Source organism: Chthoniobacter sp., from assembly GCF_040003245.1.
Classification (GTDB): Bacteria; Verrucomicrobiota; Verrucomicrobiia; order Chthoniobacterales; family Chthoniobacteraceae; genus Chthoniobacter.
The window spans coordinates 1-13,068 of the sequence record NZ_JBDUCX010000195.1; the positions used below are offsets into that span (position 1 = coordinate 1).

The window sequence follows — 13,068 nt, forward strand, 5'->3', positions numbered from 1 at the left end:
CGCCGCCGCGGAAGAGGCCGGCGTGGATCTGATGAGTTGCAGTTTCGACAGTCCCGAGGCGCAGTCGCGTCTGTCGGCGCTCGTCGCCGCGGCGCCGCACAGCTTTCTCTCCGCGGCCACACCGCACGGCCTCGCCTCGCCGGAGGAGGCGATCCGCACCGCCTTCCGCGCCCTCGAGATCGGGGCCAGCAGCGTCTATTGCTCGGCCAGCCCCTTCATCATCGAGGCGATGGCGCGCGAAGGCCTCCCCGTCGTCGGGCATCTCGGCCTCGTCCCGCGCCATGTCACCTGGACCGGCTACCGCGCCATCGGCCGCACCGTCGAGGAAGCCCTGGAACTCCACCGCCGCCTGAAAGCCCTGGAAAACGCCGGCGCCTATGCCGCCGAGCTCGAAGTCGTCCCGCACAACCTCGCCCGCTTCCTCTCCGCGCAGACCAAAATGCTCCTCATGTCCCTCGGCTCCGGCACCGGCTGCGACACCCAGTTCCTCTTCTCCGACGACATCCTCGGCGACTACGACGAACGCCCCCCGCGCCACGCCAAAGCGTATCGCAATTTCGCCGCCGAACACCGCCGCCTGCAAGAAGAACGCATCGCCGCCTTCCGCGAATACATCGCCGACGTGAACGAAGGCCGCTTCCCCGAGCGCAGCCACTTGGTGGAGATGGAAGCGCCGGCGCTGGATGAGGTGGTGCGGGCGATTGGCGGACCGGCTACGGATAAGAAGGGTTGAGCGCCTCACGTGAAACCGCGCCTGTATCTCGAAACAACCATCCCGAGCTACCTTGTCGCGCGACGGAGTGGTCTGGCGCGGATTTCCGCTGACCAGCAGACGACACAGGACTGGTGGGACTTCCGCCGCGGCGACTATGACATCTTCATCTCCGAAGTCGTCCTGGATGAATCGGCCATGGGAGATCCCGTCATGGCCGCCGCACGCCTCGAAAAACTCGCCGGCCTGCCGCAGCTCACCCAATCCCCGGCGGTCGATCAGCTTGCCGAACGCATCGTCGAGCACGGCGTCATTCCCCTCTCCGCCGCGCCCGATGCGATGCACATCGCGCTCGCCGCCGTTCACGCCATGAATTTCCTCCTCACCTGGAACTGCAAACACATCGCCAACGCCTTTAACCGCCGCCGTCTGGAGACCCTCTGCCAGGAGGCCGGATTCGAGTGTCCGGTGATTTGCACACCGGTATCATTGATGGAAACCTAAACGCCATGGAGCCGAACGAAATCCTCGCCGAGATCCGCGCCACTCGCGACACCCTGATGCGCGATTGCGGGGGCGAACTTGCCCGCTTCGGCGATCTGCGCCGCGGAGGCGAAGCCCGTTGGGCTTCTGCCGGGCATCCGGTCGTCTCCTTTGAAGGACAGCCGCCGGTGGAATTGCCGCCGATGGATTGGGACAAAATCGACGCTGCCCCCGAAAACGAAATCCTCACCGAAATTCGCGCCACCCGCCGCGCCATTGCCGCTGAAGGCGATTCATTGCGCACGAAGGACCCCGAGTCCCTCGCCCTCCGCGAAGACCCTCCGAAGCCTTGAGGCGGGCCTGATTGACGATTCACGAGCTGCCCCCGCAAACGAAGATGCTCCTCATGTCCCTTGGCACCGGCACCGGCTGCGACACCCAGTTCCTCTTCTCCGACGACATCCTCGGCGACTACGTAGAGCGCCCCCCGCGCCACGCCGAAGCCTACCGCCGAGGCGGCGGCCTGGGAAAAGCGGTGGCCGGCGCCCCGGGCGAGCTCGATTTTGCCGCCGAACACCGCCGCCTGCAGGAAGAGCGTATCGCCGCCTTCCGCGAATACATCGCGGATGTGAACGAAGGCCGCTTCCCCGAGCGCAGCCACCTGGTGGAAATGGAAGCGCCGGCGCTGGAGGAGGTGGTGCGGGTGCTTGGCGGAGTGCCGCCAAGCAAACAGGACTGAGCGTCACCATACGAACGCCGCTCGTATCGTTCTCATCGAGACGCCCTCGCGCGTAAGTTCCAATTAATTCAAGAGTCGCGCGGTGCTGGACCAGCGTGATATGATTTACTCGCAAGAACTAACGCTTAAAGATGAGTGACAATTCTAAAATCGAGTGGACAGATGCAACGTGGAATCCGGTGCGCGGCTGCACGAAAATCAGCCCCGGTTGCACGCATTGTTACGCCGAAACGTTTGCGGAGCGGTTTCGGGGTGTGCCTGACCACCCATTCGAGTTCGGTTTCGACCTACGCCTCGTTCCAGAAAAACTCGGAGACCCGCTTCGGTGGTCCAAACCAAAGAAAATTTTTGTTAACTCGATGAGCGACCTCTTTCACGAGGACGTATCGGACGAATACATAGAGAAAATTTGCCGGGTGATGTTGGCGGCAAACTGGCACACCTACCAAATTCTAACGAAACGCGCTGATCGAATGGCAGCGTTGTTGCGAGGCAAGTTGCGTAAGGCAGCGAAGGCAGCACACATCTGGTGGGGAGTAAGCGTCGAGAATCGAAAGCATGGATTGCCACGCATTGCCAAACTTCGGAGCGCAAAGCCGGCAGTGGCCTTCCTCTCAGTCGAACCGCTCCTGGAAAACCTCGGCAAGTTCAACCTCGGCGACATCCATTGGGTAATCGTGGGCGGCGAGAGCGGCGCCGGTGCGCGCCCAATGGAGGCAGGGTGGGTGCGAGATATTCGTGACCAGTGTCACGAGGCTGGCGTCGCCTTTTTCTTTAAGCAATGGGGCGGGGTTCGCAAGAGCGAGACCGGACGTCGACTCGATGGTAAGACCTATGATGAGTTTCCCGATTTCGCCGCGGTGGAGGCATTGGAGACTAAACAAAGGCTGTTACTCCTTCGGGAAGTTGAAACAGAGTACCGCGTGGGGACAGGAAGATGAGCAACGGTGAACTTTACATGGGTCGCGAGCAGACCCTCGTTAAACACTTCATTCTTCAGAAATATCTTGAACGCTTTGCATACATCGTAGGGTCGCACTGGGAAGTGTTAACATATGTCGACTGCTTTTCCGGCCCATGGAATGTTCGCTCAGAAAAATTCGAGGATAGCTCCTTCGCCATTGCATTAAAGGAACTCCGTAACGCCAGAGATGCTCTGAAGAAACAGTCGAGCAGAGATGTCCGTTTGCGCTGTTTTTTTCTGGAGAAAAACCAAGCTGCCCATGCCAAACTCAAAGAGTTTGCAGACGGTGTGACAGACGCCAAAATCGAGACTCGAAACGCTACGCTAGAGGAGTCCATTCCCGAAATTACAGATTTCGTGCGTCGCGGCGGAGCGAAATCATTCCCTTTCGTTTTTATCGACCCGACTGGCTGGACGGGGTTTGAGATGGAGACAATCGCTCCACTTCTTCACCTTAGTCCTGGCGAGGTGTTGATTAACTTTATGACTGGACATATTCGCCGTTTTCTCGACTCGCCACAGGAGGAAACTCAGGAAAGTTTCAGACGGTTATTTGGGTCCGGTGCATTCAGGGCGAAGGTGCAGGGGCTCGGGCGACTTGAAAGGGAAGACGCAGCTGTGGATGAGTACACTCGCAACGCGAAATCAGTCGGCGGCTTCAACTTTGGTTGCAACGCCATCGTGCTGCATCCGGAAATGGATCGGACACATTTCAACTTGATTTACCTGACTCGAAATCTCAAAGGAATCGAGGTCTTCAAGAATGCGGAGAAGAAGGCTATGGAAGTTCAGGAAACCGCCAGAGCCGAGGCGCAACAGCGAAAGCGAGTCGCTCGCAAAGGACAAGCCGAGTTGTTCGGTAGCAAAGAACTTCATGATTCAACTCACTACGAATCACTACGCGAACGATATCTGGCGAAGGCGCGCAGCTTAGTGTTACAGGCTCTGGAATCGAAACGCCGATTGCTTTACGATGACGCGTGGATATTGGCGCTCTCAGAACCATTGTCTTGGGAAAGCGACTTGAAGCAGTGGATTGAGGAGTGGAAGAGTGAAGGCCACCTCGAAGTAGTTGGGATGCAACCGCGTCAGCGAGTGCCACATCGAGGAGAGGACAACTACCTCAATTGGAAACGAGCATAATCTTGGAGGGGCAGAATTGGGGCGAAATGCTCCCTTAACTCGTCAGGATTTGCGGCGGTTGAGTTCTTTCACTTCGGCGGCGGCGTTGCTTTCACGCTGCCGAGGACGCTCATCACGTGGTGATCGCCTTCGTTGAAGAGGTGCACGCCAGCGGCGCCGGCGGCGTACCAGCGGGCGGCGCGGGCTTGGTACTGTTCGAGGGTGAGGTGTTCGCTTTTGGGCGGGACGAGTTTGCCCTCGGCGATGAGCTTGTCCTCGGCGGCGGTGCGGTCGTGGCCGGAGAGGATGCCTTCTTCGCCGTAAAGGATGGCGCAGCCGGTGCCCTGAGCCATGCGGACAAAGGGAGCGAGGTCGATCTCGTAGCCGCCGAGGGAGTGCTGGGCGATGACGAGGTAATCGAGCAGGCCTTCGTGCAGCCACGTTTCGATGTCGCAGCCGAGGGTTTGGTACTCTTTCCAGTCGACGCGCGCGGACAGGCCGAGGTGGCGGTGCTTGCGCTGGCCTTCTTCATCGAGGAGGTGGCGGACGTCGCGCACGAAGCGGGTCATGAGTTCCGCGCGCAGCGGCGACCAGCGCGGGTCGTCGACGGGGACGGTGGTGGGATCGACGTGATATTTGTCCTCGAAGGCCTGGCGCAGCGGCTCTTCAAAACCGAAGAAGGGCGGGTGGCGGAGGAAGTCGAGGTTGATGCCGTCGATGTCGCGCGTGACGACTTCGCGCAGGATGCCGAGCTTGAACGCCTGCACCTCGGGAAAGGCGTAGGAGAGCTTGATCTTGTCTTCGCCTTTCGGGCCGCGGATGCGGAACTCCGGGTGGGCGCGCCAGAAGTCGCTATTGAACAGGCGGGAGAGTGAGTCGTCGGGCAGCTTGGCGCCGTAGTCGCCGTTCATGCGCAGCGAGGCGTAGCAGGCCACGCCGGCTTCGTGGCAGGCGGCGGCGACGACTTGCAGGGTGTCGGTGCCTTCCGCGGCGAGACGATGCAAGGTTTCGGCGGCGAGCTGATCGCCCTTGCGCCCGAAATCCGTCACGCCCTCGCCGACGAGTTCGGTGGCCTTGGTCGGGTAGTTGGCGCGGCTGCCGGAGCTGATGCACCACTCGAAGACGGCGAGCTGGGTGTCGCGGAAGGTGAGCACGTGCCGGTGCAAATCCTCCGCGGATTTGTAGCGCCCGCTGTAGAAGGAACTGAACCCGTCGTCGTTGTTGATGATGAGTTTTTCGCCGTGGCGCGGCTGGGGAGGTTCGGCGGCGCGCGTCGGGAGGAGGGGCGCGAGCAGCAGGGCGGCGGTGGCGAGGAGCGTTTGCTTCATGGGGGTGGGAGGATGGCAAATGGAATAGGGAAAATGGAAAATGGCGAGGTTCTTGCGCGGCGGCGCGCGTGTCGTCTTGGCCTCCGCTTTCTTCATCGACGATCTTCCATTCGCCTCCCGCCTCCCGCCTCTTCGCTTCCCTGTTGCGTGATCCGGGCAAACCGTCTCGAATCAGGGCATGAAGCTGTTCTCCCCCGTCCTGGCCTTGGTTCTCTCCTTCGCTGTCGCGCCGGCTTTGTGGGCGGTGGAGGAGGTGCCGATTGCGCCGCCCTTACCGATCACGCTGGACGCGCGGGTGGAGCTTTTTAATGGGAAGGATTTGGCGGGGTGGAAGATGGTGATGAAGGATGCGACGGATCCGGCGACGGTTTGGAGTGTGGCGGATGGGGTGATCAAGTGCCTGGGGAAGCCCAATGGGTATATCCGCACGGAGAAGGCCTACCGGAATTACAAGCTGACGGTGGAGTGGCGGTTTACCAAGGCGGGCAATACGGGCGTGTTGGTGCACATGCACGAGCCGGACAAAGTCTGGCCGCGGTGCTTTGAGTGCCAGGGCAAGCACGACCGGCAGGGGGATTTCTGGCTGTGGGGTGGGGCGGATTGCAAGGAGCCGAAGATTCCCGGTAAGAATGGGATCGCGATGGTGGAGGCTTCGAATGAGAAGCCGGTGGGCGAATGGAACACTTACGAAGTCGAGTGCTGGGGCAATAGCATCAAGATCATCGTCAACGGGAAGCTCATGAACACCGCGACGGAATGCACCGAGAACTCGGGGATGATCGGGATCCAGTCCGAAGGCGCGGAGGTCGAGGTGCGGAAGATTTTCGTCGAGCCGCTGAAGGGGTGATCGGCGGGGCGGCGGGTGTCGATCAGCCTGGCGCGGCGGGGAACGGAGACTTCTCCCGGCGCGTGGGGACACGCGCCCTACACCCGAGGTGAGCGGCCGCCCGTCTCACAATTCTTTGACAATCTTCTCACCCCCGTTTGGCACATCGCGGCGGTGGCTGCGCTACGAGTGAGGCGCATGAAAACCAAACCTCATTCCACCAGACTCCTCGCCCCGCTCGCCAGTTCCATCTGCGCGCTGCTGGCCTTCACCACTCTCACTCCGTTGATCAACGGTGCGCATTCCTATGCCGAGGCCCCGCGCGAAAGCGGGGCAGCCAAAGTAAAGGCGCCGGCTGCCCCCGCCGCCGATTCGAAAAAGATCGATCCCCGCTCCCCGGAGGAATCCCTCGCCACCGGCCTTACCTACCTGCTTCGGCAACAACAGGCGGACGGCGGTTGGGGTCAGGGTGGCGGCTGGCGGCAGAGCAAGACCTCCCGGGTGGAGGACGCGGCCGATCGCTCCGACCTCGGCAACACCTGCGTGGCCGTCGTGACGCTGCTCCGCGCCGGGCAATCCCCGGCCAAGGGCGAGCATCGCGAGGCGGTCGCCAAGGCCTTCGATTACCTTTGCCGGCAGGTGGAAAATGCAGACACGGAATCGCTCTACGTCACCGACGTGCGCGACACGCAGCTCCAGGTCAAGATCGGCACTTATGTGGATACCTTCCTCGCCGGCTGGGCGCTCTCGGAACTGAAAGGCCAGGTCGCCGACGAGGCCGCGGAAAAGCGTCGTGCGACCGCGCTCGACAAAGTCATGGCGAAGATCGAGCGCAACCAACATGAGGACGGTTCCTTCGCCAACAACAACGGCTGGGCGGCGGTGATCTCGCAGGGTCTGTGCAGCAAAGCGCTGAATCTCGCCGCGCGCAGCGGGGCGAAAGTGAAACAGCAAACCCTCGACAATGCGCAGAAGCAAAATGTCGCCGGCCTCGACGTGGCCAAGGGCAGCTTCAGCGCACCGAGCGCCGCCGCCGGGGAACCCTCGAGTGCCGGCGTCTCACTCTACCGTGAAGCGGCCAAGCTTAATGGACTGCTGGAAAATTCCCGCTCCAATGTGTCGCGCAAGGAAGGAGCGCAAAAAACGATCGCGGACGCCAGTGCCCCCGCACCGGCGAAAGCACAGGCGGAGAAGGATCTGAAACAGATCGAGGCGGACGACCAGGCGACGGTCGCCGCGAACGCCGCGGTCGCGAGCAAGCTGCGCGATACCAGTTACGTCGCCGGCTTCGGCAACAATGGCGGCGAGGAATTCCTCAGCTACATGAACGTCACCGAGGGCGTACACGCCCGCGGCGGGAAGGATTGGGAGGATTGGCGCTCGAAGATGACGCAGACGGTGTGCGGCGCGCAGAACGAGGACGGAAGCTGGGCGGGACAGCATTGCATCACCGGACGGACGTTCTGCACGGCCACCGCGCTGCTCACGCTGCTCGTCGAGCAGGAGAAGGACAATGGACAGACCAGCAACACGCATTCCGCCGACGCGCCGGTGGCGGCGAAGTAATCCCATGAAACAAACGCGACGCGATTTCCTGCGTGGGGCGGTGGGCTGGGGCGGTCTGTTGCTGGCCGGTTCGCTCGAGCTGCGGGCGGTGCGCAGTGCGGAGCCGATCCGCCGCGCGCACCGCTATCTCGCGGCGCAACAATCCGCGGATGGCGCGTGGCGCTCCGGGCGTTACGCCGCCTTCCGCGAGGGGGATGTGCTCACGCCGGTCGTCCTGTGGGCAATGCAGGCGGAGCATTCGGAGCGCGGTGGCGCAGCGACCTTCACGCGCGGGTTGGAATGGCTTCGGCAATTGACCGACACCTCTTTCTCCCGGGAGAGCCCGTGGCCGGCCCTGCGCTATCCCCTGTTCACCGCGAGTTACGCCGCGCAGGTATTTGCGCGGGAAGGGGACGCCGACCGCGCGGCCGCGTGGGTGAAGATCATCGAGGCTCTGCGCACGAGCGAGGCGCTCGGCTGGCCGGCGACGGATCCCCTGTGTGGCGCGTGGAGCGATGCGGCCGCGCCCCCGCGCTATGTGACCCCGGTCCCGGACATGCTGGCGCCCAATATCTCCGCCACAGCGCTCGCCGCCGTCGCGTTGTCCTCGGCTGGCCACGACCCGCAAATGGCGCTGCCGTTCATTGAGCGCTGCCAGAACTTTGCCTTCGACAAGGGAACGCAATTCGATGACGGCGGATTCTTTTTCGCGCTCAACGACCCGATCCGAAACAAGGCCGGCAGCGCGGGCCGCGACATCCTCGGCCAGGAGCGGTTTCATTCCTACGGCAGCGCCACGAGCGACGGTTATCTCGCCTTGCGCGCCTGCGGTCTGCCGCGCGAACATCCCCGGGTGGAAGGCGCCGCGGCCTGGCTGTGGCAGCGCAGCGACGGCCTCACCAACGGCGGCCGCTGGGCGGATGGACGCGCCGCGGCGCGCGCGTCGCTTGCTTTCTACCAGAGCCAGGCCCTCGCGTCCGTGCTCGCGGAATTGCATTTCGCAACGTCATGGTCGCGCACTCTGCGCGGCTCCATGACGTCAGCGCTCGTCACCAAACAAGGCCACGATGGCGCGTGGCAGGGATTGGCGCCGGATAGCTGCGAGGACGAACCGCTGCTTGCGTCGGCGTTTGCCTTACGCGCGCTTGCCTTGCTGGCCTGAGCGAAGCCTATTGCTTGGATTTGTTGCCCGCATTGCCGGCGCGAAAGGCGATGGGCGAAGCGGGCTTGGCGGTGCTGTCCGCACTTTCCTGATCCTTTGCGGCGGTGGCGTGGGCATTGGCTTGGGCGTCCGCCGCCTGGATCGCGGGGGTCACATTGAGCGCCGGATCTTGCAGCGACAGGCCTTTTTCGTGCACCGGGTTGGGACCGAGCTGGCCGAAGCGCGTCACATCTTTCGGAGCGGGCGGCTCGGGCAGCGTGGGAATCTTCGGACCGTCCGGCAGGCCGGCGGAAAGCATGCTGCCCTGCATGGCGTGGGCGACCACGGAATTGGAAACCGCGGATACCGTGACGCTGGAATGAGACGAGGAATCGACCGTTGGCGGGTGGTATTCAGCCACGGGAGGCGGTGCGGGTGCGGCGCCGGCGATCTTCTTCGGCGAATTCGTGGCGGCGCTGGCGATAGCGGGCGGAGGGGTCGATGCGGCCGGCTTCGCAGCGGTGGGTGCAGGTTTGGGTGGCGCTACCACGGCGATGACCTTTGGCTTCGGCGGGGTGTACTTCGCGTACTTCGGCAATTTATCCGAAATAATGGATACCGGTGTGTCGATCGTCGCTTCCTCAAAAACTTCGAGCACATCCGGCGAGCGCATGCGGATGCAGCCGTAGCTGACCGGTTTGCCGATCTTGCCCTCCTCGGTCGTGCCGTGGATGTAAATGCCGCGCGAGCGGGCGTTGTGGTTTTGCTCCTCGAGCCCGTCGAGCCAGAGGATGCGCGTGACGATCGGATCGCGTCCCGGCGAATTGGCCGGCAGCACCTCACCGGTGGCGTGCCGCTGCTTGATCACCGAACCAGAGGCCAGCTCTTCGCCGATCTTCTCGCAGACGCGCAGTTGCCCCACGGGGGTCTTGTAGCTGCCATAGGAATCGCCGACGCCAAACTTCGAGGTGGAAATGGGATACTTTTTCCACAAGCAGCCATCGCGGAGCACGAGGAGCTTCTGCTCCGGGACGCTGATGACGATGCTGACGGTAGGAACGTACGGCACCACTTCTTCCGCGGCGGCGATGCTCGCGAAAAGACAGACGGCCAAGAGTGCCCGGCTCACTTTATGTGGAAATCCCTGCACGAAGCGCGGATTTAACGTCAATTTTAGGGCGATGCAACCCCGGATTTTGTCACTATTTCTCCGGAACCAGCACACAGCGGAATCCGTAAATGACGTCCCGCTCGGCTCTTTCGACGACATTCCGGTAGGAGGAACGCAATTCGCTGGGTGACGCGGTGCCCCAGGAACCGCCGCGCAGCACCCCCCAGTCCCGCGCTCCCGTGATGCCGCCCTTGTAGCTGTCCTGGCACCATTGCCAGACATTGCCGCTCATGTCGAAAAGGCCCATGCGATTGGGCGGAAAACTGCCCACCGGCGAGGTTTGCGCGAAACCATCGTGGTAACCGGGGATCGCGGGCGCACCACGCTTGCTCGGAAAGTCGGCGAAATTGCCCGAGCCGGGGGGCGGCGGCCATTGTTTGCCCCACGGAAATTCGCGCACCTTGCCATCGCGCTCCTCGGGCGTGCTGCCGCCTTCCTCCGTCATCCCCGCGGCGGCGCTCCATTCGCGATCGATTGGCAGGCGGTAGCTTTGCCCGGGTTCGAGACGTTCCGCGGCGAGCTCTCTTTTGGTCAGCCATTCGCAAAAGGCGGTCGCGTCTTCCCAGCTCACTTTGACCACCGGGTGGAGGCCGTCCTGCGCGAAATCCGGCACCGGGCGCTGCCGGCCGGTGGCGGTGCAAAAGGCATCGTAATCCACCACGCGAGTCGGCCAGATGGACGCGAGCACATCACCCACGGGTACGAAGCGCATGCCGAGGCTGTTTTCCCACGGTTCGCCGCGGCGCGGGCCGATGCGCTTGAAGAACGTCGCTTCGAGGAATTTCTGTTTCCCCGGCTCCACGACACCGCTCACCTCGATGTTCTTGTATCCGGCGAGCCGCAATTCGTACTTCACCGGGCCGGGGTCCAGATCCTCGATCGGCGGCAGGGGAGTGAGGCCCAGTTCCTGATCGCCCTGCCATACGGTCGCGCCGGAAGGCGCGCTGGTGATCTTCACGCTGCCGCAGGGAAAATCGAATAGGACTTCCGTCGGCTGCGCATGATCGGCTTGCACGGTGCGGCGCTGTTCCGGCCAGTTGCGGTAGGTGGCCACCAATTCGTGGGAAGCCTCGGCGGTCTTGATCTCCACTGGTGCAGCCACCGCGGGTTCTCCATCCAGGCTGACCATCACGCCGGGCTGCGCGCAGGTCACGGAAATGACGCCTGAGGTAAACTCGTGCTCTTTCGTCGTGATTTCGTCGCGGGCAATGTTGAGCGGCTCGACGTGTTGGCGAAGCCCGAGCTTCATCACCAGCACATAGTCGCCGGTCGGCAAATCGGTCAGCGTCGCGGGGGTGACGCCACTCTTCACGACGGTATTCTCCTGCTTCAACTCAAAGGCCGCGCCGGCGGGCAGCGAGTTGATCTGCGCGGTGCCATGGGAGCGCTGCAGGTGCAGCAATTTCGGACGTACTTGCTCGTCGGTCTTGACCTCGAAAGAAGTGTCCGCCGGTTCGTAGCCCGCGAGCATGATGTGCGCGGAATGTCGGCCGATGGGCAACTGGGCAAACTCCGCCGGGCTCTTCGGCATTTCCCCAGGGCTCTTTTGCGCGCCATTGTCCAGCGCGACCCACGCTCCTGGCGGATCGGTCTCGATGCGCACGCTGCCGTAGGAGTGATATTGCCGCAGGGCATAAAAGCCCCCGCTGCCGAGCAGGAGCAGCACGGCCAGCGAGGCAAACAGCGGCCGTCGGCGCCGGGCGTGCACCGCGAGCTCCTCCCCGTCGCGCAGGCGCAACAGGTCGTCGTGCATCTCCTCGGCATTCGCGTAGCGCTCGCCGCAATCGTGATCGCACGCGCGCAGCAGGACCTCGTTCAGTCGCAAGAGCATGGCCTTGTCGGGCAGCTCCGCGATGTCGGTATTCACCGCCGGGAAATCCATGCGGTCCTTCCCCATGGCCAGCTCGTAGAGCACCTTGCCGAGGCTGTAGATATCGGCCTGCGGCGAGCCCGGGCCTTCCGGCGGCACGTAACCCTCGGTGCCCACATACGAATCCTGACCGCTGGCGGCGACGAGGCCGATGTCCGCGATCTTCGGCACGCCGCCGACGAAGATGATGTTCGCCGGCTTGATGTCGCGATGGACCAGCCCCTGCCGGTGCAAGGCGCCGAGCGCCTTGGTGAGCGACAGGCCGATCGTGATGCACTCATCCGCGAGCAGCCGCGAACGGCGCGACAGCTCGGTCTTGATCGTCTTCGGCACATAGCTCACCGGATCGATCGAAGCGCAGCCGAGATGATCGTCGGCCAGCTCCATCACGTAATAGAAGAAGTTGTCCCCCGGGTCGCGGCCCACGTGCAGGATGTCCACGAAGCCCGCATCCTCGCGCGAGATCGGCTCGAACTTCGCCATGCCCTCGAACTCGCGCTGGAACGCCTTGTCGCTCTCGAACGTCCGCCGGTCCACGATCTTCACCGCGCGCCACGTGCCGGTCAGGCTGCGCGCCAGCCAGATCTCCCCGTACGAGCCCCGCCCGATGCTCCGAACCATCTCATGGTTCGGCACATGCGGCGCCTGGCGGTTGTCGGCGGTAGAGGGCATTCGGCGCGCATTGTATCCCTAGTGTCGCGACAGCACAAATACACAGTAGAGCCCGATATTTAATTTGCAATAAATTACCACATCACAAGTCACACAACGCCAACGAGATGCGAATTTGATTCAGTGGCTCTTCTCCAGCAGCGCCACTTCCTTCTTGAGCTGCGCCGAAAGCCGGTGCTTTACGATATAGACCTGCGCGATGCTCACCGAGAGGCTGGAGGCCACCTTGGCCGCCGTCCATTGCTTCACCACGAGGCAATCGAAAATCTGATAATGCTTCGCATCCGCCCGCCGCTTCAAGCGCTGGAGCGCCGCCTGGAAAACGTGCTGCTGCCACTCGTTGTCCCACGTCGTGCGGATATCGAACCCATCCGGAATCCGCTCGATCGTCGCCGTCTCGCGACCGCTGCCGCGCGTCGGGCTCTGCGCCGTGGCGGGTGCGCGCTTGCGAAATTGATCCGCAATCCGCCAACGCGTGATGTGCAACAGCCAGCC

The 13,068-nt window shown here is 62.8% G+C and carries 12 protein-coding genes and 1 pseudogene; 9 read left to right on the top strand and 4 right to left on the bottom strand.

Features of this window, described 5'->3' with window-relative positions; genetic code table 11:
• From ABJF10_RS22520 to tcmP, 6 genes are all read left to right on the top strand, one after another.
• Positions 1–733, top strand: a 733-nt coding sequence (locus ABJF10_RS22520) for a 3-methyl-2-oxobutanoate hydroxymethyltransferase (RefSeq protein ID WP_348546865.1), incomplete at its 5' end; no start/stop codon positions are given.
• 9 nt (positions 734–742) lie between these two features.
• Positions 743–1,216: a type II toxin-antitoxin system VapC family toxin gene (locus ABJF10_RS22525; protein ID WP_348546866.1), complete on the top strand. Its 474-nt coding sequence runs from the start codon at positions 743–745 to the stop codon at positions 1,214–1,216.
• Positions 1,217–1,221: 5 nt separating this feature from the next.
• Positions 1,222–1,548 carry a hypothetical protein gene (locus ABJF10_RS22530; protein ID WP_348546867.1) on the top strand — a complete coding sequence of 109 codons (327 nt, stop codon included), beginning with the start codon at positions 1,222–1,224 and terminating at the stop codon, positions 1,546–1,548.
• 53 nt (positions 1,549–1,601) lie between these two features.
• A complete protein-coding gene (locus tag ABJF10_RS22535) occupies positions 1,602–1,934 on the top strand; it encodes a hypothetical protein (RefSeq protein WP_348546868.1) in 333 nt (110 codons plus the stop codon).
• Positions 1,935–2,065: 131 nt separating this feature from the next.
• The gene (locus ABJF10_RS22540) at positions 2,066–2,875 is read left to right on the top strand and encodes a phage Gp37/Gp68 family protein (RefSeq protein WP_348546869.1); all 810 of its coding nucleotides are present in this window, start codon (positions 2,066–2,068) and stop codon (positions 2,873–2,875) included.
• On the top strand, positions 2,872–4,041 hold the full coding sequence (gene tcmP / locus ABJF10_RS22545) for a three-Cys-motif partner protein TcmP (protein ID WP_348546870.1): 1,170 nt from the start codon (positions 2,872–2,874) through the stop codon (positions 4,039–4,041). Before ABJF10_RS22540 ends, tcmP begins: the two co-directional genes overlap by 4 nt.
• Before the next feature lie 68 nt (positions 4,042–4,109).
• Here the strand turns inward: tcmP and ABJF10_RS22550 are convergent, their stop codons facing one another.
• Positions 4,110–5,348 (bottom strand): family 10 glycosylhydrolase, encoded by a 1,239-nt coding sequence (locus ABJF10_RS22550; RefSeq protein WP_348546871.1) that lies wholly within the window; start codon positions 5,346–5,348, stop codon positions 4,110–4,112.
• 178 nt (positions 5,349–5,526) lie between these two features.
• Between ABJF10_RS22550 and ABJF10_RS22555 the strand changes: the two genes are divergently transcribed.
• The 3 genes from ABJF10_RS22555 to ABJF10_RS22565 all read left to right on the top strand — a co-directional run bounded on the left by ABJF10_RS22555 (position 5,527) and on the right by ABJF10_RS22565 (position 8,881).
• Positions 5,527–6,195, top strand: coding sequence for a DUF1080 domain-containing protein (locus ABJF10_RS22555; protein WP_348546872.1), 669 nt, complete (start codon positions 5,527–5,529; stop codon positions 6,193–6,195).
• 177 nt (positions 6,196–6,372) lie between these two features.
• Positions 6,373–7,740 (top strand): prenyltransferase/squalene oxidase repeat-containing protein, encoded by a 1,368-nt coding sequence (locus tag ABJF10_RS22560; protein WP_348546873.1) that lies wholly within the window; start codon positions 6,373–6,375, stop codon positions 7,738–7,740.
• Between the two features lie 4 nt (positions 7,741–7,744).
• Positions 7,745–8,881 (top strand): hypothetical protein, encoded by a 1,137-nt coding sequence (locus tag ABJF10_RS22565; RefSeq protein WP_348546874.1) that lies wholly within the window; start codon positions 7,745–7,747, stop codon positions 8,879–8,881.
• Between the two features lie 7 nt (positions 8,882–8,888).
• Here ABJF10_RS22565 and ABJF10_RS22570 read toward each other — a convergent pair whose 3' ends face one another.
• The 3 genes and pseudogenes from ABJF10_RS22570 to ABJF10_RS22580 all read right to left on the bottom strand — a co-directional run.
• On the bottom strand, positions 8,889–9,989 hold the full coding sequence (locus tag ABJF10_RS22570; RefSeq protein ID WP_348546875.1) for a L,D-transpeptidase: 1,101 nt from the start codon (positions 9,987–9,989) through the stop codon (positions 8,889–8,891).
• Positions 9,990–10,062: 73 nt separating this feature from the next.
• The gene (locus ABJF10_RS22575) at positions 10,063–12,573 is read right to left on the bottom strand and encodes a bifunctional serine/threonine-protein kinase/formylglycine-generating enzyme family protein (RefSeq protein WP_348546876.1); all 2,511 of its coding nucleotides are present in this window, start codon (positions 12,571–12,573) and stop codon (positions 10,063–10,065) included.
• 120 nt (positions 12,574–12,693) lie between these two features.
• A pseudogene (locus tag ABJF10_RS22580) lies at positions 12,694–13,068 on the bottom strand (sigma-70 family RNA polymerase sigma factor); the annotation flags it as partial.